This is a genomic window from Brachybacterium sp. UMB0905, from assembly GCF_002871795.1.
Lineage (GTDB): Bacteria > Actinomycetota > Actinomycetes > Actinomycetales > Dermabacteraceae > Brachybacterium.
In genome coordinates this window covers 163040-186306 of sequence record NZ_PNHL01000004.1, presented here as the reverse complement: position 1 = coordinate 186306, position 23267 = coordinate 163040, and the positions used below count along the sequence as shown (strand labels likewise).

General features: G+C 70.9%; 17 protein-coding genes and 1 CRISPR repeat array (1 of these 18 cut by a window edge). Of the genes, 5 read left to right on the top strand and 12 right to left on the bottom strand.

All coding sequences use genetic code 11. The features are described 5' to 3' along the window. A CRISPR array of direct repeats spans nt 1-1459; the repeat unit is 36 nt; unit sequence GCCTCTACGAAGTCGGCCCCGAGAAGGGGCCGAGAC (it extends 1364 nt beyond the left edge of the window). A gap of 177 nt (nt 1460-1636) precedes the next feature. From cas2 to CJ197_RS15755, 6 genes are read right to left on the bottom strand one after another with little or no spacing between them, the layout of a single operon-like run. Next, complete coding sequence (cas2, locus tag CJ197_RS05320; RefSeq protein WP_102235704.1) at nt 1637-1936, bottom strand: CRISPR-associated endonuclease Cas2; 300 nt, start codon at nt 1934-1936, stop codon at nt 1637-1639. Next, nucleotides 1933-3558 carry a CRISPR-associated endonuclease Cas1 gene (gene cas1, locus CJ197_RS05315; protein ID WP_199173878.1) on the bottom strand — a complete coding sequence of 542 codons (1626 nt, stop codon included), beginning with the start codon at nt 3556-3558 and terminating at the stop codon, nt 1933-1935. Before cas1 ends, cas2 begins: the two co-directional genes overlap by 4 nt. Beyond that, on the bottom strand, nt 3555-4589 hold the full coding sequence (locus CJ197_RS05310; RefSeq protein ID WP_102235703.1) for a hypothetical protein: 1035 nt from the start codon (nt 4587-4589) through the stop codon (nt 3555-3557). Before CJ197_RS05310 ends, cas1 begins: the two co-directional genes overlap by 4 nt. Beyond that, the gene (cas3u, locus tag CJ197_RS05305) at nt 4586-7384 is read right to left on the bottom strand and encodes a type I-U CRISPR-associated helicase/endonuclease Cas3 (protein ID WP_102235702.1); all 2799 of its coding nucleotides are present in this window, start codon (nt 7382-7384) and stop codon (nt 4586-4588) included. Before cas3u ends, CJ197_RS05310 begins: the two co-directional genes overlap by 4 nt. After that, on the bottom strand, nt 7381-8955 hold the full coding sequence (gene csb2, locus CJ197_RS05300) for a type I-U CRISPR-associated protein Csb2 (RefSeq protein ID WP_102235701.1): 1575 nt from the start codon (nt 8953-8955) through the stop codon (nt 7381-7383). Before csb2 ends, cas3u begins: the two co-directional genes overlap by 4 nt. Before the next feature lie 2 nt (nt 8956-8957). After that, nucleotides 8958-9086 carry a hypothetical protein gene (locus CJ197_RS15755; RefSeq protein WP_255407871.1) on the bottom strand — a complete coding sequence of 43 codons (129 nt, stop codon included), beginning with the start codon at nt 9084-9086 and terminating at the stop codon, nt 8958-8960. Nucleotides 9087-9757: 671 nt separating this feature from the next. On the opposite strand from CJ197_RS15755, the gene CJ197_RS15525 reads away from it, so the two are divergent. Continuing rightward, complete coding sequence (locus CJ197_RS15525; protein WP_233190653.1) at nt 9758-10819, top strand: GNAT family N-acetyltransferase; 1062 nt, start codon at nt 9758-9760, stop codon at nt 10817-10819. Nucleotides 10820-10907: 88 nt separating this feature from the next. Here the strand turns inward: CJ197_RS15525 and CJ197_RS05285 are convergent, their stop codons facing one another. Genes CJ197_RS05285 through CJ197_RS05275 form a run of 3 tightly spaced genes read right to left on the bottom strand, consistent with a single transcriptional unit; the run spans nt 10908 to nt 13823 of the window. Next, complete coding sequence (locus CJ197_RS05285; RefSeq protein WP_102235700.1) at nt 10908-12212, bottom strand: TRAP transporter large permease; 1305 nt, start codon at nt 12210-12212, stop codon at nt 10908-10910. Then, nucleotides 12209-12754 (bottom strand): TRAP transporter small permease, encoded by a 546-nt coding sequence (locus CJ197_RS05280; RefSeq protein ID WP_102235699.1) that lies wholly within the window; start codon nt 12752-12754, stop codon nt 12209-12211. Before CJ197_RS05280 ends, CJ197_RS05285 begins: the two co-directional genes overlap by 4 nt. A 10-nt stretch (nt 12755-12764) precedes the next feature. Beyond that, on the bottom strand, nt 12765-13823 hold the full coding sequence (locus CJ197_RS05275) for a TRAP transporter substrate-binding protein (protein ID WP_102235698.1): 1059 nt from the start codon (nt 13821-13823) through the stop codon (nt 12765-12767). 416 nt (nt 13824-14239) lie between these two features. Here CJ197_RS05275 and CJ197_RS05270 point away from each other — a divergent pair, with 416 nt between their 5' ends. Together CJ197_RS05270 and CJ197_RS05265 are read left to right on the top strand one after the other, a co-directional pair. Next, nucleotides 14240-15571 carry an MFS transporter gene (locus CJ197_RS05270; RefSeq protein WP_102235697.1) on the top strand — a complete coding sequence of 444 codons (1332 nt, stop codon included), beginning with the start codon at nt 14240-14242 and terminating at the stop codon, nt 15569-15571. After that, nucleotides 15568-16368 (top strand): siderophore-interacting protein, encoded by an 801-nt coding sequence (locus tag CJ197_RS05265; RefSeq protein ID WP_102235696.1) that lies wholly within the window; start codon nt 15568-15570, stop codon nt 16366-16368. The genes CJ197_RS05270 and CJ197_RS05265 overlap by 4 nt, the downstream gene beginning before the upstream one ends. A 342-nt stretch (nt 16369-16710) precedes the next feature. Here CJ197_RS05265 and CJ197_RS05260 read toward each other — a convergent pair whose 3' ends face one another. Both CJ197_RS05260 and CJ197_RS05255 read right to left on the bottom strand, forming a co-directional pair. Continuing rightward, nucleotides 16711-17640 carry a phosphatidylinositol-specific phospholipase C/glycerophosphodiester phosphodiesterase family protein gene (locus CJ197_RS05260; protein ID WP_102235695.1) on the bottom strand — a complete coding sequence of 310 codons (930 nt, stop codon included), beginning with the start codon at nt 17638-17640 and terminating at the stop codon, nt 16711-16713. Further along, nucleotides 17637-18482 (bottom strand): hypothetical protein, encoded by an 846-nt coding sequence (locus CJ197_RS05255; protein WP_102235694.1) that lies wholly within the window; start codon nt 18480-18482, stop codon nt 17637-17639. Before CJ197_RS05255 ends, CJ197_RS05260 begins: the two co-directional genes overlap by 4 nt. 230 nt (nt 18483-18712) lie before the next feature. Between CJ197_RS05255 and CJ197_RS05250 the strand changes: the two genes are divergently transcribed. Both CJ197_RS05250 and CJ197_RS05245 read left to right on the top strand, forming a co-directional pair. Continuing rightward, a complete protein-coding gene (locus tag CJ197_RS05250; protein WP_146007705.1) occupies nt 18713-20407 on the top strand; it encodes a PHP domain-containing protein in 1695 nt (564 codons plus the stop codon). Between the two features lie 456 nt (nt 20408-20863). Then, on the top strand, nt 20864-21613 hold the full coding sequence (locus CJ197_RS05245) for an SPFH domain-containing protein (RefSeq protein WP_102235692.1): 750 nt from the start codon (nt 20864-20866) through the stop codon (nt 21611-21613). On the opposite strand, the gene hutH is transcribed toward CJ197_RS05245, so the two are convergent. Continuing rightward, a complete protein-coding gene (gene hutH / locus CJ197_RS05240) occupies nt 21594-23141 on the bottom strand; it encodes a histidine ammonia-lyase (protein WP_102235691.1) in 1548 nt (515 codons plus the stop codon). The two genes, CJ197_RS05245 and hutH, sit on opposite strands and share 20 nt — an antisense overlap. Nucleotides 23142-23267: the final 126 nt, after the last annotated feature.

Below are 23267 nucleotides of genomic sequence, written 5' to 3'. Positions count from 1 at the left end.
TCGGCCCCGAGAAGGGGCCGAGACCGAGCCCACTGGACGATGTCCGCGACGATCAGGAAGCCTCTACGAAGTCGGCCCCGAGAAGGGGCCGAGACCGCTGACCCATGTGAGCCCGCCGTCCTCATCTTCGGCGCCTCTACGAAGTCGGCCCCGAGAAGGGGCCGAGACGTCGCATCGAGGTCCTCGAAGCTCTCCGTCGCAGCGGCCTCTACGAAGTCGGCCCCGAGAAGGGGCCGAGACGTCACGATCATCCTCGCAGCCCTTGGAGGTGCGGGTGGCCTCTACGAAGTCGGCCCCGAGAAGGGGCCGAGACGGGCAATCACTTGCCTGCCCAGAAGGTCGGGAAGAAGCCTCTACGAAGTCGGCCCCGAGAAGGGGCCGAGACCCCACCCGCATCCGCAGTCATGATCCGAGCATCGGCCTCTACGAAGTCGGCCCCGAGAAGGGGCCGAGACGCGGAGGGTGTAGATGCGCCCTGCCTGCGTGATTCCGCCTCTACGAAGTCGGCCCCGAGAAGGGGCCGAGACGCGCAGCGAGGCTCGCTGACGGGTGCGCCGGTCGGGCCCCTACGAAGTCGGCCCCGAGAAGGGGCCGAGACACGAGGAGACCCGCGCGACCCTTGCGTACATGCTGGGCCTCTACGAAGTCGGCCCCGAGAAGGGGCCGAGACCCAGGAGCAGGCGGGGGTGCGCCACCCGTCCGGCAGGCCTCTACGAAGTCGGCCCCGAGAAGGGGCCGAGACTCAGGGGAGGATGCCATGGCGGAGACCCGCACGATCCGCCTCTACGAAGTCGGCCCCGAGAAGGGGCCGAGACCGTGGCGCGATGAGCGCCGCCGGCTGATCTTCACGCCTCTACGAAGTCGGCCCCGAGAAGGGGCCGAGACATGTTCTCGACCACGAACTTGACGGGCTTCTTCGCGGCCTCTACGAAGTCGGCCCCGAGAAGGGGCCGAGACGTGACGGAGATCCGGCCTGTGGACTTCGTGATCGAGCCTCTACGAAGTCGGCCCCGAGAAGGGGCCGAGACTCAAGCGAGGAACTAATCATGAGCCTGCCTGACGCCTCTACGAAGTCGGCCCCGAGAAGGGGCCGAGACGCAGCGCGTGAATCCTGCTGGTGAGCCGGTGTTGTCGCCTCTACGAAGTCGGCCCCGAGAAGGGGCCGAGACACAGGTGTCGCGGGTCGACGTGCCGGGGTTTGGGGTGCCTCTACGAAGTCGGCCCCGAGAAGGGGCCGAGACCCGTTCATGTGGCTCCCGGAGGGCCTGCGCGAGAGGCCTCTACGAAGTCGGCCCCGAGAAGGGGCCGAGACGGGGACGCGCGGACCGCGATCGCCATGTCCTACCCCCTGCCTCTACGAAGTCGGCCCCGAGAAGGGGCCGAGACCCATCGGGCCCGAGTGGTACGACCAGGCGATGTGGATGCCTCTACGAAGTCGGCCCCGAGAAGGGGCCGAGACAGCTGCCTCACCACGGCCATCCCTACCTGCATGTTCGCGGTGCGGCGCGAGGGCTGCGGGGGGCAACTGCACGACAGTTTCCACTATGCGGTTATCAAACAGCAAGTTGAGCGCTGACCTGCACAGCTGGTCCGCGAACCCTCCAGGCGTGAGGCCAGATCGACAGAGGGTTCGCACTCACACGATGATGGCGGTGTGATCGGTGATGTCTCGTTCCCTGCCCAGGAACGAGAACGTTTCGTCTGTGAGCGCTGAAACTCTGCCCACATCGCAGATGAGGATCGAGTCAGTCTCAGCATTCAACACGCCCTTCAGGGTGGCACGGAGTCTCACCATCTTGCCCGGCGATCCGTCGACCACGAACACGGAATACTGGACGCGGTCTCCGAACTCTTCCAGGGCGCGCGCCACCCGGGTGCGGCGCCGATCATCCGGAACGTCATAGGCGATCAGATACCGGTGCGCATCGGCCCTCATCGCACCCGCACTCCCACGTACTTCTCCTGCGTTCCATCAAGCAGCCCCAGGATCATCCTGGCCTGCACCTCTATGGCGCGCCGCCACGTCACCCGATAGCCGAAGACGGGATGCGTGAACTCCGTGGTGAGCCGCCTCTCGTACGCGGCGATCAGCGCCTTCCGCGCGGCATCCCCGATCCGCACCTCACCAGCGAGATCAGCGAACCCGGAGCGTTTGATCTCGCCGTTGTTCACGGCGCCCAGCACCACCGAATCCGCCACCGGTGCCCGGAACTCCTCCATCAGGTCCAGTGCCAGCGCTGGCTTGTTCCGCCCGGAACTGTGCAAGAACCCTGCATGAGGATCCAGGCCGCAGGCCAGCAGCGCCCGCACGCACTCGCCGGTGAGCAGCGCATACGTGTAGTTCAACAGCACGTTCAGCGGATCCGTTGCTCCCCGGCCCACGCGGCCGGGGAACTCGGCCCCGAATGCCCTGGCACTGGGCGCCAGCATGGTAGGGAACTCCGTGAAGTACAGGCGGGCGGCCGTTCCCTCCACGCCAAACAGCTCCGTCACCGATTGGGCCTCACCGGCTGCGGACGCCAGCTGCCGCAAGGCCGCGACGGCCGACGCGGAATCGCCGTGCCGCCGCAGCAAAGTGGCCTGGTTGCCCACTTTCGCGCCGATGAACGCCCGCGCCAGGTGCAGATCACCCCGCTTCGAGGCCACATGCTGCTCCACGCGGGCGGGCCCGTTGGGCCGGTCCGCGCTCGACGCCCAGCCCACCAGGCGCCCTCCGCTGGAGCACCACAGGATGGGCAGTCTCCGCCACATCAGCTCGCGGGTGAGACCGCCGCTGAGATCCACGTTGCCGTGCACCACCACTGCTTGCACCCGCTCCAGCGGGACCGTGGCCGTCACCTCGCCACGGTGCTTGACCACTACGCGGCCCGATTTCACCGTGGCCAGCGACCCGTAGGTGGCCAGGTGCAGCACTTGGCTGTCCGGGTTCGGCACCGAGATTCGCCGCGGCGTCTCCGCCATAGTGCGTTCATCCGGCAGGCACAGGCTCACATGGGAGCAGGAGGCACAGCGAGGATCATCCTCCAGCGGAGGCGGGGCGGTGCTCCCTTCCGCCACCGCACGAGTCGCCTCCACGTCCGCCAGAGCGGCCGTGGTCGTCCCCTCGTCGATCTCCACGGGGACACGGCGGTGGTGGGTGGTGAAATGCACCGCGCACTCCACCACCCGGTGCCCCATCTCCTCCAGCGCGAGCTTCTGCAAGGCGAGCTGGCGGCGCATCGGCTCCGTGGTCTCCGGGCGTCTGCGCACCGGAGTCGCCTTGTACTCGATGAGCCGCATCGAGGAATCCTCGAGTACCTCGGCAACATCGATGCGCCCGTGGAAGCCGTGCCGGCTGCTGACCACGTCCATCGCGCGCACCGTGGCCGCAGTGCTCGCCTGAGGGTCGTCCGCCCTGGTGTGCGCCACCGTTCCTGAGGTCATCGCGAAGGAGTCCACCGGGAGCTTCTCCCCGCTCGCCTCCAACCAGGCGCGTCGCGGGCAGAAGGCATGGTGGGCTACCAGGGAGATCGGCACTGAATCGACCGGCACCTCACCAGCTGTGACCGCGGTGTTCATAGCGACACAGCCTCCCCGCGCAGAGCCTGCCGCTCCGGTGCTGAGGCGCTTCCCGTGACGTTCACCGGGAACCTCAGCACCACCTCGACCCCCTGCGCGCGGCACCAGGCGATAGCCTCCGCCCGCCCCGCGGCATCCTCCGCCTCCGGCACCGCAGCCTTCGGCAGGTGGCTGCTGCGCAGAACAGTGCGGGCCCGCGCCACGCTGAGCAGCCGAGGGGAGGCGAACATCACCAGGTGGCGACGGGCAGCGCCCGGAACGTCCCCCCGAGACAGCGTGGCGGGACTGCGGCCACCGGTGATTGCCTGGGGAAGCACCGGGACCAGGGTCAACCCCCACAGCGCACACCACGCCCTGGCGTTGTCTACGGGCCCCGGCAGTGCGAACCCGGTTCCGGAGCGGGAATCCGCAACGTTCTTCCCCACCCTGTCATCGACCGTCTCGCCCAGCAGCCCGCCCATGATCCGGGATGGTTCCCAGGAGGAGACTTCTTGCGCCAGCGGGAGGAGGCGGTGCGTCACCACATCGGAGCCGCGGTTGCGGGTGCGCATCTCCCAGTCATTGCACCCCTTATCGGCCCGCACCTTTCCTGTCCGGTCCGTGGCCCACCAGGACCGGTAGCCCAGGCCAGGCTGCATCCGCTGATCGAGCCGGGTGGGCAGCGCATCGAGCATCGCCCGGTGTGCGGCATCAACGCGGCCCCACACCTCCTCATTGGCTGGTGGGGCCGTGCGCGGCGCACCGAGGGCCACCTCACCGGAGCCGTTCGCGGCCACGGAGATCTTCTGGTGCAGCCACGATTCCTCTGCGGCGTGCCGGGCAGCGTGCTGACGCACGATCTCCGCCACTCGGTCCGCGGCGTCACCGCCCATGGTCAGCAGCGGCCGCGGGTCGGCGTCATCGGACCATCCGGCCCGCACTCCCTGCTCTCCGGCGTCCTCGCAGATCGCCGCCAAGCCCCACAGCACCATGTGGCTGAGCAGCACGTCAATGTCCCCGGCCAGCCGCAATGGCTGGGTGGTGGTGTTCATCGTCCCTCCTTGGAGATGGAAGTATCTGCGGCGCGAAGCACCGCTTCGAGGTAGGCGCAGCCCCACACACCCCATCGGGCGTGCGTGGACTCGATCAGCTCATCCCAGGTGCCGGAGTCGAACAGTTCCGCGGCCCGCTCCTCCAAGTGGGCGAAGTCCTCTCGCACCAGGTCCGCGGAACCATGGGGGAACGTAGAACGCCCGCGCCCATGCGAGGTGCCGATGAGCCTGCGCACCAGATCCGGTTCCGGGCCGTCCACCTCATCCCAGGCGATCAGGGCCGAGAGCTGTTCGTGGCGCCACCCCGGGGGGAGGGTCTGCAGGGCCCTCCGGGCGCGAGACCGGGAGGCCGCGCGTCGGCTCTTCGCGAGCATCCGGTACGGCGCGGACTGCGCCTCCTCGGTGCTCACCCGTCGATTCCGCAGCACACCCTGGAACTCTGCCGCCTGCTTGCCGTCGTCGTGGTGGAGGCCCGCGGCGTGCAGCACCTCCTGCAGAGGTTCGGGCAGGCCCACGCGGGTGGCGAACTCTCTGGCCCGCTCCGCCACGTCCCGCTGATGCGCCCCGAGTTCCACGTCCCGCCCGGACAGTTCCTGGCGCGATTCGGCATTGAGTGTGTCCCCGGCCACCCAGGTGAGCGCCGCCCACGCCGCCGCTCCCGACTCGGTTCGGGCCGGGGAGGCCGCCCAGGTGGGCGTCCAGTTGCCGGGGTCCTCTTCGGATCCAGCCCGCGGCGTGGTCATGGCCTGCTCCCACAGCGCAGCGGCGGGTCCGCGCCCCAGCAGGCTCTCCGTGACGGCGAGGCTCAGGGGGCTTCCAGGATCCTCCAGGTCCGCGGGCTCGCTCCCGGAGTGGGCATCGAGCGTTCGACCCACCACGTCCAGCAGCTCGTCCACCGCTGGCTGGTCCGCGTGGGTGTCGGCACCGCCGGACGCCTCGGAGTGCAGCAGCACCACTGGCGCCACTGCCTGCGGGTAGCCCAGCGGATCGCAGAGCACGTCACCGATCGGATCCGCCTCCGGGTCATCCACCACGAGCGCTCCGGCCCGGGCCGCGCGGGTCTGTGCATCGAGGACCACCACATCGCCGGGCCGCAACTGCTCCAGCACGTCCGCTGCGGTCACCGCACGCTGCTGCTCCCCTCCCCGCCAGAGCTGGGCAGGGGCCTCGGCCAGGTGGCGGAGGAGCATCCGGCATCGGCCGGGAGAGACCGGATACATCTCGTGGGAGTGCGGGGGAAGCGCGGCCACCATGTCCATGGCGAGCGGCGCATCCACGGGCAGGTTCCGGCCCACCACGGTCACGTCGGCCACGTCGTCGCTGAGTTCGTCAGCGAGCCAGAGCGCCAGGTCCGGTTCGACGACCAGGCTCTCGCTGGTGCTCGCGAGGACCTCAGCCTCGGCCGGTTCCAGCCGGGAGAACAGCATCCGCCGAGGACTGGGCACGGGAGCGGGATCCGCCATCAGATGCGCGGGAGACATCACGAAACCCTCGCCGCGCTCCTCCAGCCAGTTCAGCGCCTCCTCCAGATCCGTGCCGACGTACGGCCCTGAGCGCACGGAGTCCCAGCCCTTGGCCGGTGGTTCCTCGGGGCACAGCACCACCACGGGCGCCGCCTCGTAGAAACCCCGACGGTTCACCCGCCCGATCCGCTGCACCAGGGTGGATCCCGCGGCGAGGTCCGTGATCAGGCCGTGCAGGTCCAGGTCCACGCCCACTTCGACCGTCTGCGTGGCCACGAGGACATCCACCTGCGCAGAACCCTCCGGGCTAAGCAGTCCGGGATATTCCGCCTCCAGCCGGGTGCGATCCACCGGCCGCAGGGGACCCACCAGAGTGGCGGTTCGCAGCCCCGAATCGGAGAGCAAAGCGGTCATCGCGAGCGCGTCGGCCACCGAGTTCAGGATGACGCCCACCGTGCCCTGCACCTCCTCGCGCATCTGCGCGGCGAGCTCCGCGACGGGGCGCAGGGCCCGCCGCCGCGCGGCTGCGTTGCCGGAGGGCGGCCACGCTGCCAGAGACTGCAGGTGCAGGGGTTTGGTGGCATCGAGCCGCTGCTGCAGCGCGGGGTCTTCCGGTGCCGAGCCCACAGTGAGGGCGTCCCCGGCCGTGGTCGCCGGGGTGGCGGTGACTTCCACCGCCTGCAGCGGCGGCAGGGATCGGGCCAGCGGAGACGCGCTGGCCAGCTCGCCGACCCGCCGCACGGTGGCGGTGAGCTGGCGGTTCAGGTGCGCCTCATCGACTGCGACCACCGTGTCATAGGCGAGCAGACCCGCCGCGCGGGCACGGGACCAGCGTGTGGAACGGTACCCCTGGAAGAGGAGCCTGCTGCCCATCATGTCCGGGGTGGTGCAGAGGATGTGACAGCCCACCGGGTCATCCAGCCACTCGGTGTCCACCACCTCCCCGCCGCGCACAACGGACACTCCGAGCGGACGCGTCCCGGGCAGAGCCAGCTGCGACGCCACGGCCTGCACGGCGGGGTGTTCGTACGTCTCCAGCAGCGTGCTCACCTCCACGGCACGTCGGGCGTGGGCGTCCACGATCGCGCGCCGGGATACGCACAGGGCGAGGCGACGCGGGATCGACCGGCCCTCCGCACGCGCCAGCGCGACACTGAACACATGGGCTTCGATGACCGCGCTCTTTCCCGCCCCGGTGGGAGCGGTGATCTGTGCAGGCCAGCCGGTTTCCGCGATGCGGTCCACCAGATCGCGCTGCCACGCGTACGGCGGGGAGCCGTGGTTGACGGCGGCGAAGAAGGAGGGAAAGTCCTCCCGGGAGAGCGTGCTCATGGTGCTTCCTCCACATGCGGGCGGGGACGGTCGATCGGGATCAGAAGCCCTCCGCCCAGGTGGCGGGACTGGCCGATGGCACTAACGGCCGTGGCCGGGAGGGCGGTGCCGAGGTCCAGCCGAGCCGTGTACGGCATGACGGCCATCCGGCGGTTGGTGCGATGCACGAAACGGGTGGGGTCCAGCGTGAGCACCGGCTCGGCCTCCAGCACGGTGACCCGGTGCTGCTGGAGCCACGCGCTGCGTTCCGGTGCGGCGGTTCCGCCGCGCAGGTGGTCCCGCATCATCGTGGTGAAGGAGAACTGCGCGGACTGCGCGAACAGCTCGAACTGGTCGGTGCCCCGTGACCACCGCTCCGGCACCGCGGCGGGGTCTGTGCGCCATTCCCGGTGCCGTTCCGGGGCAGGCGGAGCCCAGAAGGATGCGCCGTCGGCGAGTTCCATCGGCCCCAGGTCGAAGCGGCCGATGCGGGTGCGCAAACTCTGGATCCGGGAGAGGCCATCGAACAGCTGCGCGTGCTCCACCTCTGCCATCTCTGCCGGGACCAGCACCACCAGGTGGGCCGCACCGGCCTGGCCAGCGGATACCGGGGCACCGGCGGGTATCCAGTGCAGGGCCACGCGGTTCGCCGGCTGCTGCACCCCCTCGGGGTAGCGCCCGGTGATGCTGGGCGGGCAGTCCTGCCCCACGGCGGCGATCAGGGCTCGGTGCAGGTGGACGGCTACATCCACCCGGCTCTCCGGGGGCACCGTGGGACCGTTCTGCACCGGCAGCAGGACGGCGAGGGGCCACGGGACCTGCGCCTCAGGGGCGTCAACCGGGATCAGGCGCAGGGAGGTGAGGCCGTCGGCGGTGGGCTGTTCGGAGCCGGGAAGGGTGGAGACCGTGTGCTTGTCCGCGGCCGCCGTAGGTGGTTTGCCTGGCCGAGCTTCGCGGAACTGCTGTTCGAGGGCAGAGAGTCGGCCCGGCACGGGCACCCGGGTGGGCTGCCCAGCGGGGTCGAAGTAGCTCGCCCGGCGCAGATGGTGGGTGAGCGGGGGCGGGGAGGGCCTGGCGGCGGTCTCGAACACTTCGAGCACCGCCGGGCTGTCCCCTTCTCCCAGGTGGCTCACATCCGCGCAGAGCGCATCCAGATGGGCCTGGATCTGTGGGGGTGCGGAGTCTTCCCAGATCCAGCCCAGCGCGGAGGAGATCCAGGACGACTCCCCATGCTTCCGCGCGGTCACCTTGTAGGTGGTGGACTTCCCTTCTTTGAGGAACACCCCCTCTTTCCGATAGGCGATGTTCCCGCGGGATCGTTCCGCCGGGATCAGGTCCGGGAACCGGGGAACATGCATTCCCACGGGAGGATTCTCCTCCAGCCATCGCAGAGCATCGACACTGCCCGGCCGGAGATTCGGGAAGTCGGGGTGCCCCTCCCCCGGCGTGGTGGCGGATTCCGCCCCGGTGGCCGCGGCGTGCACCAGGGCGGAGAACACCCGGGCGAAGCTGGGCATGACCTCCGCAGTGCCGTCGGGGCCATGCCCCGAGTACTGGTGGCCAGGCCACCGGGCTGTCAACAGCAGTGCCATGGTCAGTCCTGCTCCTCATCGTCCTGGACCGCTCCGGCCACCAGGGCAGGATCGGCCTGGACGTCGAAGGTCTGCCCCTGCCACTCCAGGCCCGCCACCTGCGTGGCGTGATCGATCGCCTCAGTGGCCATGCTGCACTGCACCGTCAGGCTGACATCCTCATGCCTTGCCCGGCACCCTCTGCGTCCCGCGCAGCCCAGGGCGCCGCCCCCACCCCCGGCCGCTGGACCGACCGGTGACGCCGAGGCATGGTCGAAGTCTCCTATCAGGGACTGACATTTCTCGGCTCAGAGCTCGCAATGAGTCCAGGTGGGCCCAGGCCTTGGCGCATTCCTCGTTGACGTGGCAGAGCAGGGCGTCGAGCGCCGGGGGCCGAATGCTCAGGCTCGGCTGCTCTTTCTCGGGCCTGGCAGGACGACTGGGAAATCCGGGCGACCTCGCCGCGTCTTCGTTCCAGCACCCCGCCCCGGGCATGTCGGATCCCTCAGGAAGGGATTCCACCGCCTACGCCCCGCGCGACGTGCAGCCCGTTCCGACCTTCGCAGGGAGGGATGAAATCGGCCCCGTGAGGGCGAGAGGATGAGTCGCGCCAACACGGGGCCGATCTACGAAGAGGGCGTGAGCCCTGAGCTGAGAAATGCCAGTCCCGGTAAGAGACTCCGAACATGCCTCGACGAAACCGGCCGATTTCTCGACCGAGCGCAGCGAGAGTAGCACTCGAGGCTGTGCAGAGCGACGAGGGGGTCCACCACTCCCGCCCCTCCGACCCCACGCCCCATACCACCCCGCATACCCTTCCCCTATGCCTCCCACCCCCGGCCTGCTCGCCGAGATCTCCCGCGCCCTCTCCCCTGCTCCGGCTGTCACTCTGCGCCCACCCACGGCGGCCGACGAGTCCGCTCTCCGCGCCGCCCACGCGGAGCTGGCCGCAGAGGAATTCGATTTCGCCCTCGCGAACCTGGACGGTTCTGCCGGGGATGTCGGCCGTGCCCTGGACCAGTACGCTCGCGAGGCTGCGGGCACCGACCTTCCGCCCGGCCGGGTGCGGGCGGAATTCCTGCTCGCCGAGGTGGACGGCGAGGTCGTCGGCCGCACCTCGATCCGGTACGCCCTCACGCCGGTTCTGCTGGAGGTGGGCGGACACGTGGGGTATGCGGTACTCCCCCGCCATCGCCGCCGCGGGTACGCCACCGCGATTCTGCGCGCCTCCCTGGATCGCCTGGCCGCCGACGGCACCGACCGGGCCCTCGTGTCCTGCGACAGCGACAACGTCGGCTCCCGCCGCACCATCCTCGCCGCAGGGGGCGTGCTCGAGGACGTGCGCGCCGACCACGAGCAGTACTGGATCGACCTGGCCACTGCGACGGTGCGGCCGCTCACCGGTGATGATCAGCCCCTGCTGTGGCGTGCGCTCGGGGAGGCCTTCGCCTGGCGCGACGGTGAGCAGGCCCGCCCCGAGCAGCTGGCCGAGCCGCATATCGCGCACTATGCCGAGGGATTCGGGCGGCCAGGGGACACCGGTGCCGTCGCCTTCGAGGCGGGTCGCCCGGTGGGAGCCGGGTGGGTGCGTCTGCTGCCCCAGCAGGATCCGGGCTACGGTTTCGTGGCCCCCGACATCCCCGAGCTGACGCTCGCGGTCATGCCCGGGCAGCGCGGGCGCGGACTGGGCGGTGGCCTGCTCGACGCGGTCCTCGACCAGGCGCGTGCTGCCGGTCACCGCGCCGTCAGCCTCAGCGTCGAGGACGGCAACACGGCAGCCCGCCGGCTCTACGAGCGCGCCGGCTTCCGACCCGTCGGCCGGGTGGGGAACTCGGACACGATGGTGCGGGAGGTTGGTGGCGCGGCACTGCGTTCCCCGGCGTAGTGCGGGAACCGGGCCGGATAGCGTGCATACGCCCGCGGCACTCCGGGGTAGATGGTGAGGGGTACGAGCCCTCCGGCCCCGGCCGGACTCACTCCAGCGACCCGGTCAGCCCCGGCAGCCACAGCGACAGCGCCGGCACGTAGGCGATCAGCAGCAGCAGCGCGATGAGTGCGGCGAAGAACGGCAGCAGCTTCGGCACCACCTTCTCGATGCTGACCCCGGTCGTGCCGGTGGCCACGAACAGCACCGAGCCGACGGGCGGGGTCATCGTGCCCACGCACATCGACAGGATCAGCACCATGCCGAAGTGCACCGGGTCCATCCCGATCTCCTCGGCGATCGGCAGCAGGATCGGCGTGAAGATGAGGATCGCCGGGGTGATGTCCATGAACGTGCCCACCAGCAGCAGGATCGCGAGCATCAGCAGGATCACCACCGGCCCGGAGCTGGTGGTGCCCAGCACCGTCTCGGTAATCGCGCCGGGGATGCCGGTGAAGGCCATGATCCAGCTCATCGCGCTAGAGGCGGCCACCAGCAGCATCACCACGCCGGTGGCGGCCACGGTCTCGGTGATGATCCGGCCGATCGCCGCGCGGGTCAGCTCCCGGTAGGCCAGGGACAGCAGCAGGCAGTACACGACCGCCACGGCCGCTCCCTCGGTGGCGGTGAAGACCCCGGCCACGATGCCGCCCACCACGATGATGATCAGCAGCAGCGATGGCACCGCCCGGCCCAGCACCACGAGGCCCTGGTGGATCCCCACCCGCTCGGTGGAGCGCAGGCCAGCTCTGCTCGCGAACACCAGCGCCACGGCCATGACCACGAGCCCCATGAGGATGCCGGGGATGTACCCGGCCATGAACAGGGCGGAGACCGACAGGCCACCGGCCACCGTCGAGTAGACGATCGCAGCAGCGGTGGGTGGGATGAGCAGCCCGGTCGAGGCGGAGGAGATGTTCACCGCAGCAGAGAACGCCGGGTCGTAGCGTTCCTCGACCTGCCGCTTGTGCAGGGTCCCGCCGATCGCCGCGGCCGAGGCCACCGCGGAGCCGGACAGAGAGCCGAACAGCATGTTCGCCACGACGTTGGTGTGCGCGAGCGACCCGGGGATCCGCCCGGTGACCACGAGGGCGAGGTCCACGAGCCTGCGAGCGATCCCGCCTGAGTTCATGATGTTGCCCGCGAAGATGAATAAGGGGATGGCCAGCAGGTTGAAGCTCTCCACTCCCCCGGTCATCTGCTGGCCGAGGATAAAGGTCGCATCGCCCCAGCCGAGCACCGCCACGATCGTCACGAAAGCAGAGACGCCGATGGCGATGGAGATCGGCACGGAGGCGAACAGCAGCAGGAAGAACAGGCCGAACAGCAGGATGGTGGCACCCAGCGCGCTCATCGATCCTCCCCCTTCCCTCCGGTGGTGCGGGCTTCGGGGGTATCGGCCCCCGGCTGCGCGGCCCCCGTCGGCCCTTCATCTCGATCCAACAACACCACCACCTGGGCTAGCGCGATGGCGAGCCCGCTGATCGGGACGATCGCGTACACGGCACCGCGGGAGATCCCCAGCAGCGCCGAGAGGTCGCCGATGGAGTTCAGCGCCAGCATCGTTCCGCCCACCCCGAGCACGAGCACGGCGAACAGCAGCACGAGCACATCCACGGCGATCATGACGCCGCGCCGCGCCGGTGGGGGTAGGCGGTCGCGCAGGAAGCTCAGCGCCATATGCCGCCGCTCGATGAAGGCGTACGAGGCCGCCAGGAAGCTGGTCCAGATCAGCGCATAGCGCACCAGCTCTTCCGTCCAGGCGGTGGGTTGGTTGATGGCGTAGCGGGTGATGATCTGGATGACCACCAGCACCGTCATGATCACCAACAGCACGCCCGCGGCCCACAGCAGGGTGCTGGACAGTCCGCGGCGCAGGGCATGGATCCGGGTCATGGTCGCTCCTTCAGCGGCGTGCCTGGTCGATGATGTCCAGCAGGTCGGCGACCTCCTGATGACGGGAGGCGAATTCCTCCACCACGGGGGCGGCGAGCTCGGCGAAGGCGTCGGTATCCACGTCCTCGATGAACTCCACGCCCATCTCCTCGGATTCGGCGTACGCCTCCTCGATGCTCTGGGCCCACGCTTCCTTGTGCGCTTCGGTGGAGGCGATCGCCGCCTCCTGCAGCAGCGTCCGGTCCTCCTCGGACAGCCGTTCCCACGCCCGCGCGCCGATCACCAGCATGTCGGGGATGCGGGTGTGCTCGGTCAGTGAGAAGGACTTGGACACCTCGCCGTGTCCGGACTGATTCAGGACCGTCTCATTGGATTCCGCGCCGTCGATCAGGCCGGTCTGCAGCGCGGTGTACGTGTCCCCGAAGCCCATCACGATCGGGGAGGCGCCGAAGGCCTCGGTCATCTGCACCTGTGTGGCCATGTCCTGGATCCGGATCTTCAGCCCCGCGAGATCCTCGGGGGTGCGGATCGGCGTGCTCGCCGTGTAAAAGGAGCGTGCGCCGGAGGTGTAGTAGGTGAGTCCCAGGAAGTTCTGCTCCTGGCTGCCGGTGAAGAACTCGCGCATCGCCTCGGAGTCCAGTGCCGCGTAGTAGTGCTCCTCGGAGTCGAACACGTACGGCAACCCGAAGGCGTGGTAGCCGCGATCCCAGGCGGCCAGACCTGGGGCGCCCACGCGCGTGAGATCCACGATGCCCTGCCGCAGCTGCCCAAGCACCTGCGGCTCCCCGCCCAGCTGCCCCGAGGCGTAATGCTCGATGCGGATCCGCCCGCCGCTGCGCTCCTGCACATCGGCAATGAACTCCTCCAGCGCCACGGAGGTGACGTGCTTGGGGTCGAGGTTGTTGGCCATCCGCAGCACCAGCGGGTTGCTCTCACTGGCTTCCTCGCTGGTGAGCCGCTGCGCCCCGCCGCACGCGGCCAGCGCGGTCGCACTCAGGGCAGCGCCGCCCACGGCGAGGGCGCGTCGACGGGAGAGGCGGGGTTCCACTCTGCTGCTCGGGGTGCGCATGAGCTCAAGATCCGATCGCGTGAAGGAGGTATGAAACACGGGCCGACGTGAGCTGTCGGCCCCTGCCGCGGCGTCCCGCAGGACACTGCTTCAGGTTTCGACTGTAGTGGGAATCACCCGTGAGGCGCAGCCCCGCCCGGCAGGCAGAAGCTCTGACGCGCCCCAGCACCGGGCACACGCGCCACCAGCACGGAGAGGTTTGACTTCGCGCCATGCACATCCGTCCGTGGGCACATGCTCCCGCCGATTCGCCGCACATCGGACAGAACAAGGCTGCCGCGGTGCGCTGAGGGGCCGGGAGGCTGGCCCCGCGCCCGGCCACGCATCGGCCGGGCAATCCACCTCCGGGGTATTTACGCAACGCCAGCGTCGTGTAATCTCCTGCGGGTCCAGTCCTCAAGGGAAAGGCCCCGCCCGTGGGTGTTGCACACAACGGCACCAGCGCCACACCCGGCGCCAGCGCCGTCATCCCCGGCGCCACCACCACCGCGGTCGCCGCGCCCCCGCCGCGCAGCAGCACCCCCGGCCCGCAGGCGGGCCGCACCGCCCGGCTGTTGGCGCTGGTCTCCGGCCTGTACATCACCCAGTACCTCGGGGTCGGCTTCCTGTACGTGGGGCTCTCAGCGATCCTGCGCCGTGAGGGCGTCTCCCTGGAGGCTCTGGCTGCGGTGACCCTCGCCGGCGCCGCCTGGGCGTTCAAGCCCCTGTGGGCCCCGCTGATCGACCGCTTCGGCCGCCGCTCCACAGGGCATTACCGTCGCTGGCTGCTGATCCTGCAACCGCTGCTGGGTCTGACGAGCCTCGCACTCGTGGCGATCCCGGATCCCGTCCACCACCTGCCGCTGCTGAGCGCCGCCGTGGTCGCGTACACCCTCACCAGCTCCACGCAGGACATCGCGGCCGATGGGCTCACGGCCCGCGCGGTGGACGACGCCACGCGGCCGCTGGCCAACGGCGTCGCCAACGCCGCCCAGTGGCTGGGCAACGTCCTGGGCGGAGGACTGATCGTGTTGATCTACGCGGCCGCCGGGTGGGTTCCCGCGATGCTCGTGCTGACGGCGCTGTGCCTGCTGCCGCTGCCGCTCGTGCTCGCCCACCGGGAGGCACTGCCCGCTGGGCCCGCACCCCGCCTCAGCCAGGCCTACGCCGCGCTGTGGCAGGTGTTCCGTCGGTCCGGTGCCGCGCGCTGGGGCCTGCTGGTGATGCCGCTGCTGCTGGGCGGGACCACTGCGGCCTATCCGCTGTGGACGCCGGTGCTGACCGATGCCGGGTGGTCGCTGCCGCGCCTGGGCGTGGTGATGGGGATGCTGCTGGCCGCTCCGGCGGCTGCGGCCTCCCTGCTGGTGGGGGCGGCGCTGCGCCGATTCGGGCGCGCCCGCTGCCTGGCCGTGACCGGGCCGCTCGTGGCACTCAGCACCCTCGCGCTGATCCCCCTGGTCACCGCGGAGGCGCCGGTGGTCACGACCACGCTGCTGCTGGGGCTGCATGTGGCGGCGATGGCGGCCGGTTCCACGCTCGTGTACACCGTGAACATGTCGCTCGCGCGCCCCAGCTCCGAGGGCACGGATTTCACCACTCTGGCGGCGATCGCGATGGTCGCCAGCTACATCCTCGGCTCGGGGGCGCTGTACCTCGCGGGGTCGTTCGGCTACGGGATCGTGCTGGCCGGCACTGCGGTGCTCGCGCTGCTGGGCACTGTGGCCGGAGTGCTCCAGCTGCGCACCACCCCCGTCGGGAGCTCCCGATGAGCGCCGCCCGCACCGTGGAGCGCCCGGCCACCAGCCCGGTGCCCGCCGAGGTGGTGCGCAGCATCCGCCTGAGCCCGTCCATGCAGCGCCTCACCGTGGCCGGGGCGGGGCTGACGGACCTCCAGTGGCAGGGCTTCGACCAGTGGGCACGGCTATTCCTGCCCTCCCCCCAGGGTGGCGGGCTCGAGAACGTGCCTGAGCGCCTGACCCGCTCCAGCTACGTGCGGATGCTCGCCCGCCGCCCGGCCGTGCGGCCCACGCTGCGCAACTACACGCTGCGCCAGGCCCGGCCCGAGCTCGGCGAGGTGGACATCGACGTGGTGCTGCATGGTGATGCCGGGGTCGCCGCTCCGTGGGCGCGCGATGCCCGGCCGGGCTCACCGCTGGTGCTGCTGGACCAAGGCTGCACCTGGGCGAACCCTCCGGCCCGGAACCTCGTGCTGGTGGCCGATGAGACGGCGCTGTCGGCGGTGCTCGGAATCCTGCGGGACTGCGACCGCACCACCTGCGGCATCGCCCTGGTGGAGGTGCCCGATGCGGCCGATGCACAGGTCGAGGACATCCCCGAGCAGTGCGAGATCCGCTGGCTGCCACGGCCGACGGGCACGGCCCCCGGGGCGCTGGCGCTCGCGGCGCTGCGGGAGCTGGATCTGCCCGCCGAGGATCGCGCCGCCTTCGCAGCCGGGGAGTCCGCCCTGGCCACGGGGGCGCGGCGGCTCCTCGTGAACGAGTGCGGCTGGGATCGAGACGAGGTGTGCTTCGTGGGCTACTGGAAGCAGGGCACGGCCCTGCGATAAATCGCTTGGCACAGCCCGCGGCCCGGGCCAGCGGTCCGTCACCGGTCACGGCAGCATGCCGCGACCCGCGTCGGCACCCCGCCCGTTTCCGTCGCGCCCGGCTGCGCACCCCGGCACCGCTGCCGGGGCACGCGGTGCTGCCTGGCCCGGTGTGCCCCCGCGCAGCGGGGATGAGCCGAAGGCCGGAGCGACCCTGCTACCGGATCATCCGTGCTCCCCGCGCAGCGGGGATGAGCCCGCAGGTCAAAGGTGCGGTGGCTATGCCCCTCTCTGCACTGCGGTCCGCTCTGTTCCAGCCCCGACCCCGCCCCGGGGGCGGGGTCGGGGCACCGGATACACGCCTCACAGCCCGCGGGCCAGCAGATGCTCCCGCAGATGCTGCAGATGATCGGTCCCGATGAGGTCCACCCCGGCATTCAGCTGGGCATCCCAGATCACCGGACGCCGGCCGGGGAGGAGCTCAGGCGCACCCCAGAACCGGGCCCTCGCACCGGAGGCATGGACGTCAGCCACGAACCGCTCGAGGCGTTCCTCCTGGTCGGCCGGCATGCTGCCGAAACCCTGCCAACCCAGCATCGACCAGCTCTCGGAGACCAGCGGCATCCGGGCCGGATCCGGCGCGGTCGGCACATCACCGTCGTGCCCGTCCATCGTCCCGAACCGCACCGGCGCGGTGCTGATCACGCTGAAGGGCCGGTTCCCGGTGTAGACCACCTGGATCGCGCCGTCCACGGTCCGGCCGTCCTCCACGCGGCACAGGATGTCGCGGTACCCCTGCAGCATCTCTTCGATCGCCAGGAGCGTGGCAGCGCCCTCCTCCTTGACGTCGATCAGCAGCTGGAAGGGCTGCTCGAGGTCGGGCAGCACTCGTCCGCTCTCGCGCACGAGCGCCGCCAGGGGCTGGATGTACCACTGCTCGAGGGTCCGCGCCGAGAGCGTCTCGACCCGGGTGTGTCCCAGCAGCAGCCGCCCCTCGCGGTACCAGACATCAGCCTCCACGGATCCGAATCCCGCGGCGAGCGCATCCCACAGGGGTCTGGGGTGCAGGTAGTCGTTGTGGGCGTGCGCGCGCACCAGCGCGCTGCCGGGCACGAACCCGGGCGGCGGCGGGTTCACGAGCGACGGGTCGGCCGTGCTGGAGGGGCCGATGAGCGGCTTCTCCGCCCGGGCATTCGGCATGATCGGCGCGGCGGAGAGTGCCCCGAGGCTGATGGCGCCGACGAGCGCTGCCCGGCCCAGCAGGCCGCGGCGGGTGACGGGGCCGCGGCTCACCGCTGCACGCCCTTGCGCCGACCCCGCCACGCGAGCGCAGCGCCGCCGCCGATGAGGGTCGCTGCGGTGAGCGCAAGCGCACTGGCCTCCACGCCCGTGCGGGCGAGCCAGCCGTCGGGGCGGGTGGCGCCCGCGCTGTCCTTCCCGGTCTGTCCCGCCTGGCCAGCGCCACCGCCGCGACCGGTGCCGCCCGAGGCGTCCTCGCCACCGCCGGTGCCCTCGTCACCGCCCGGCGCGTCCGTGCCATCATCGGCGGGGCCGCTCGGCTCCTCCTCGGTCGGCTCCGGATCAGTGGGCGCGGGGTCGGTGGGCTGCTCGGGCTCGGGGCCCTCGGTGATGGTGATGCCGTCCATCTCCCAGGTGTCCTCGGTGATGGTCAGCTCCCCGGCGGGGTTCTCGTCCCCGAACTCGGGGATGCCGTTGGTGACCTGCACGCATTCCACGGTCAGCGTGGCCTTGCCGGGCCCGACGAGGTCGGCGAGCACCGCATCCATGGAGATGCGGGCGGTGCCGTCATCCTCGAGCTCCTCCACGCCGGAGAGGACCACGCGCTCGGGGTCGGCGCCCTCCTGGGTGATCACCGCGCGGGCACCGTCGGTGTAGGGGGCGGTGCAGGCGTCACGGGAGACAACGGTGTAGGTGAAGGGAGCGGCCTCGAGGGGACCCTCGGGTTGGGGGCCGTCGGCTGTCTCGATGAGCACGCGCACGTCCTCATCGATCTCGACGGCCGCATGGGCGGGCTGGGTCATGCCGCCCAGCAGCAGCGCTGCGGCGGGCACCGCGGCGGTCAGGGCAACAGGCAGGGCAAGGGCCGCCGGGCGGCGGAAGGGGCTGGTTCGCACGGGATGTCCTCGGCTCGTAGGAAGTGGCGGGACAGTGCGGCAGGCGTCGGCCCCACCATGCACCCGGTCGATGAACACCCGTGGTCAGACCGATGAAAACGCAGTTACGACGACACGAATCCGATGTTCACCCACACCCGTTACTGTGCGGTCAGATCCGCGGGTGGCAGCGCGGATCCTCGGTGCCGGCGCGTCGTCACACCCCATCCGTGCATCCTCAGGAGACCCCGATGACCCGCACCCCCGGGAGCACCGCCCCCACCTCCCCGTCCCTCGACCGCCGCTCCGTGCTGCGCGCCGGCTCCCTCGCCGCTGGCGCCGCCGTCCTCACCGGCACCAGCGCCGCCGCAGCGCCTGCCACCCCCGCAGCAGCCCTCCCCTCCTCTCCGGCCCCGGCCGCACCCGTCGGCTCCGAACTCACCTGGCTGGTGCTCGACCACCACGTCCACTCCCTGTACTCCCATGACGCGAAGTACACGATGGAGCAGGTGCTGGACCGCGCCGAACAGTTCGGCGTGGACGCCATCGCCTTCACCGAGCACGCCAACCTGGGCCACGCCCACGAGGGCGGCGTCTGGGAGGCCAACCGCGAGATCCGCGCCGCACGCGAAGGCCGCGACCTGCTCGTCTTCCAGGGCCTGGAGTGGTACATCCCCGCCGCCGAGCACGGCACCGTCATGGTCGCCCCCGGCCCCAATGAGGCCCGCCTGCTGCGCACCTTCGAGCTGATGCACGACGGCAAGCTCAACGGCTGGGAGAAGCCCGACGTAGGCTCCGTCGAAGAGGCCGAATGGGAGCAGCACGCCGCCGACGCGATCGCCTGGCTCGGGCAGATGAAGCGCGACGGCTTCATCGACGACGTCCTGGTGCTGGCCAACCATCCCAGCCGCCTGGGCATCGACGCACCTCATGAGCTGCGCCTGTGGCAGGACGCGGATCCCGAGATCTTCATCGGCATGGAGGGTGCTCCCGGCGCCCAGGGCTCCGCCTTCGGCAAGAACCGGGCCCCGGAGTACCAGCGCGGCGAGTACGAGAACTCCCCGCGCCCGGACTCCCACCCCGACTACCCGGCCGAGTCTTACGTGACCCGCGGCGGCTTTGACTGGATGACCTCCGTGGTGGGCGGCGTGTGGGACTCCCTGCTCGCCGAGGGCCGTCGCTACTGGATCACCTCCAACTCGGACCTGCACCTGAAGACCCACGACACCTGGCGCGTGGGCGACTACCCCACCGGCGAGGGCTGGGACGAGGGTGCCAGCGGCGCGAACTTCGACCGCGCCGGCCGCCGCCCCGTCCCCGTGGACACCGGCGAACCGCAGGGCGGCAGCGACTACTGGCCCGGCCAGTTCTCCCGCACCCACGTGGGCGCCACCAGCCGCTCCCACCTGGCGGTGATGGAGGCGCTGCGTGCAGGCCGAGTGTGGATCGACCACGGCCACCTGCTGGGCGACCTCGCGGTCGAGCTCACCACCGCCGACGGCTCCGCGGCCGTCACCCTGGGCGGCACCCTCCAGGTCGCCGCGGGCACCGAGGTGGTGCTGCGCGTGCACGTCACGCCAGCCACGCGCGAGAACTCGGCGGGGATCCTGCCGGTGCTCGCGCATGTGGATCTGATCCGCGGCGATGTCACCGGGCCGTTCGATGACCCGGACACCCAGTCCACCCCGAACACCCGCGTGGCCGAGCGCCAGGACACCGCTGACCGCGGCCAGGAGCCCTACACGCTCGAGTTCTCCTTGGGGCCGGTGAACTCGGACCTGTACGTGCGGCTGCGCGGCTCCGACGGGAACCGCTCGGGCGTCGGTCCAATGGGGGCCGATGTGGATCCGGCTGGGCCGATCCCCCACGGTGGCGAGCCGGACGCCGGCAACCCCTGGGCCGACACCTGGTTCTACACGAACCCGATGTTCATCGAGGTGCGCTGAGGCGGCGCAGGACCCGGCCTGGGCGGAGGAATTCGACCTCTCAGCGGCACGACGCCTGCACTATGCACGCAGCGTGCCGCTCAGAGGTCATTTCCTTCCGCTCCTCGCCGATAAATCGTTTGGCAGGTCCCGCCACCCGGGCGCACACTGGTCCATGCCGTTCGGGGAGCGGCGCCAGAGGTCTTCCCGAGGCGTTCCGCATATCGACCAGCGGCGCACTGCGCTGTGACGCAGAGGCACGATCCTGCGGGATCAACAGGGTTCAAGTCCCTTCTGGATGCCGCCCGGCGGGCCCCCGCGGCCCGGGCCAGCGGTCCGTCACCGATCCCGGCTGCGTGCCGGGTGACGCGTCGGCACCCCGCCCGTTCCGCGTCCGCCCGGCGGCATCCGCCTGACCACCCATCTCGTCCACCAGGGTCCTCGGACCCCTTGTCCATCCCTGACCAGGAGGCCCTCATGTCCACCGTCGATGCCCGTTTCCGTCGCGCCCGTCTGCGTACCCCGGCACCGCTGCCGGGGCACGCGGTGCTGCGTGTGCGCGGGGGCCGGGTGGAGCAGCTCGCGGCGCCGACGTTCGCCCGGCCGGGTGACCGGGTGGCGCAGGTGGATCTGCGCACGCGCCTGTTGACGCTGGCGCCGCAGGCCATCGCGGTGCGCGAGGGCGTGGACGTGCACGTCACCGCGGCGGTGCGCCTGCGGGTGGCCGACGCGGTGCGTCTGGTGACCACGGCATCGGCGGCCGAGGAGGAGGTGTACCTCGCGGTGCAGATCGCGCTGCGGGAGGTCGTGGCGGGCACCGAGCTGGAGGAGCTGCTGCGCCGTGAGGTGGACCTCGCGCCGGTGCTCGCCGCGGCCCGCACGACCGGGGAGGCGGTGGGCCTTCAGGTGCTGGATGTTCTGCTCAAGGACGTCTCCGCCCCGCGGTCGCTCGCTGACGCGCGCGAACAGGCGCTGGTCACGGAGCTGGAGGTCGCCAAGGATCTGGAGCGGGCGCGCGGCGAGGTGAAGGCCACGCGGGCGCGTCTGGCCGCCGCACAGATGCTCGAGAAGAGCCCTGTGCTGGCGCGGTTGCGTCTGCTGGAGTCGCTGCCGTACGGCACCACGCTGAAGGTCGACGGCAGCCTCGGCATCGGCCCTGCGGCCGATGCGTCCTCCGCACCTGCCGGCGCGTCCGGCGCCGACGAGATCAGCGCAGAGGACCGCTGACCTCCTGCACCGCCGCGAGCAGGGACCCGTCCCGCAGCCGCGCCTCCGCCTCGGCGATGTCCGGGGCGAGGAAGCGGTCCGGGCCAGGTCCCTCGACCGCCTTTCGCAGCACGGAGATCGCGGCGGCGCAGGGGGCCGACGGGGTGAGCGGCGCGCGCAGGTCGATCGCACGGGCGGCGGTGAGCAGCTCGATGGCGAGCACGCGGCGGAGGTTGTCCACGCTGGTGCGGAGCTTGCGGGCAGCATGCCAGCCCATCGACACATGGTCCTCCTGCATGGCGGAGGACGGGATGGAGTCCACGCTCGCCGGCACCGCCAGGCGCTTCATCTCGGAGACCAGGGCGGCCTGCGTGTACTGGGCGATCATGAAGCCGGAGTCCACGCCCGGGTCATCGGCCAGGAACGGGGGCAGCCCGTGGGAGCGGGCCTTGTCGAGCATGCGGTCGGTGCGGCGCTCGGCGATGGAGGCGAGGTCCGCGCTCGCGATCGCCAGGTAGTCCAGCACGTACGCGACGGGCGCGCCGTGGAAGTTGCCGTTGGAGGTGATGGTGCCGTCCTCCAGCACCACGGGGTTGTCGATCGCGGCGGCGAGCTCGCGCTCGGCGACGGTGCGGGCGTGCTCGATCGTGTCGCGCACGCCGCCGGCGACCTGCGGGGCGCAGCGCAGCGAGTAGGCGTCCTGCACGCGCGAGCCCTCGGCGAGGACGTCGGCGACGATCGGGGAGTCCGCGAGCAGCGCATGGATGTTCGCGGCCGATGCGGCCTGCCCCGGGTGGGGGCGCAGCGGCTCATGCAGCTGGGCGGCGAAGACGGTGTCGCGGCCGCGCAGGCCCTGCACGGACAGCGCGCAGGTGAGGTCCGCGGCGCGGGTGAGCTCGTCGAGGTCGGCCAGCGCCATCAGCAGCATGCCGAGCATGCCGTCGGTGCCGTTGATGAGGGCCAGGCCCTCCTTCTCCTCAAGCAGGATCGGCTCGATCCCGGCCTCGGCGAGCAGTTCGGGGACGGGCCGCTCCACGCCGTCGCGGTCGCGGGCCCGCCCCTCGCCCATGAGGACGATCGCGCAGTGCGACAGCGGGGCGAGGTCCCCGGAGCAGCCGAGGGATCCGTACTCGTGGACGATGGGGGTGATGTGGGCGTTCAGCAGGGCGAGCATCGTCTCGACGACGACGGGGCGCACGCCGGTGCGGCCCGAGGCGAGGGTACGGGCGCGCAGCAGCATGAGGGCGCGCACCACCTCTGTCTCCACCTCGGGGCCGGTGCCTGCGGCGTGGGACCGGATCAGCGAGCGCTGCAGTGCGTGGCGCATCGACGGCGGGATCGAGGTGTCGGCGAGCGCGCCGAAGCCCGTGGACACGCCGTAGACGGGGGTCTCGCCGGCGGCGAGGGCGTCCACGTGGGCGCGGACCTGCGCGACTTGCTCCCGGGCGGCCGGGTCCAGGTCCACACGGGCGCCGTGACGGGCGACGGCGAGGACGTCTGCGGCGGTGATGCCGGAAGTGGACAGGGTGATCGCGGCAGGAGTGGTCATGTGCGGATTCTGGCAGGGTGAGAGCCCGGTTCCAAGCACGGACCGAGACTCCGACGGAGGAGCCGATTAGCACCGTGAACAGCGACGATGCTCTCTCGGCCCTCCAGCGAGCTGACGCGAGTCCGG

Excerpts from the sequence above, each read along its gene's own strand:
- csb2 (WP_102235701.1), bottom strand. The coding sequence starts at position 8,955 with ATGGCACTGCTGTTGACAGCCCGGTGGCCTGGCCACCAGTACTCGGGG.
- CJ197_RS05245 (WP_102235692.1), top strand. The coding sequence starts at position 20,864 with ATGTCCACCGTCGATGCCCGTTTCCGTCGCGCCCGTCTGCGTACCCCG.
- CJ197_RS05275 (WP_102235698.1), bottom strand. The coding sequence starts at position 13,823 with ATGCGCACCCCGAGCAGCAGAGTGGAACCCCGCCTCTCCCGTCGACGC.
- cas3u (WP_102235702.1), bottom strand. The coding sequence starts at position 7,384 with ATGAGCACGCTCTCCCGGGAGGACTTTCCCTCCTTCTTCGCCGCCGTC.
- CJ197_RS05280 (WP_102235699.1), bottom strand. The coding sequence starts at position 12,754 with ATGACCCGGATCCATGCCCTGCGCCGCGGACTGTCCAGCACCCTGCTG.
- CJ197_RS15755 (WP_255407871.1), bottom strand. The coding sequence starts at position 9,086 with ATGGCCACTGAGGCGATCGATCACGCCACGCAGGTGGCGGGCCTGGAG.
- CJ197_RS05250 (WP_146007705.1), top strand. The coding sequence starts at position 18,713 with ATGACCCGCACCCCCGGGAGCACCGCCCCCACCTCCCCGTCCCTCGAC.
- cas1 (WP_199173878.1), bottom strand. The coding sequence starts at position 3,558 with ATGAACACCGCGGTCACAGCTGGTGAGGTGCCGGTCGATTCAGTGCCG.
- CJ197_RS05285 (WP_102235700.1), bottom strand. The coding sequence starts at position 12,212 with ATGAGCGCGCTGGGTGCCACCATCCTGCTGTTCGGCCTGTTCTTCCTG.
- hutH (WP_102235691.1), bottom strand. The coding sequence starts at position 23,141 with ATGACCACTCCTGCCGCGATCACCCTGTCCACTTCCGGCATCACCGCC.
- CJ197_RS15525 (WP_233190653.1), top strand. The coding sequence starts at position 9,758 with ATGCCTCCCACCCCCGGCCTGCTCGCCGAGATCTCCCGCGCCCTCTCC.
- cas2 (WP_102235704.1), bottom strand. The coding sequence starts at position 1,936 with ATGAGGGCCGATGCGCACCGGTATCTGATCGCCTATGACGTTCCGGAT.
- CJ197_RS05310 (WP_102235703.1), bottom strand. The coding sequence starts at position 4,589 with ATGAACACCACCACCCAGCCATTGCGGCTGGCCGGGGACATTGACGTG.
- CJ197_RS05265 (WP_102235696.1), top strand. The coding sequence starts at position 15,568 with ATGAGCGCCGCCCGCACCGTGGAGCGCCCGGCCACCAGCCCGGTGCCC.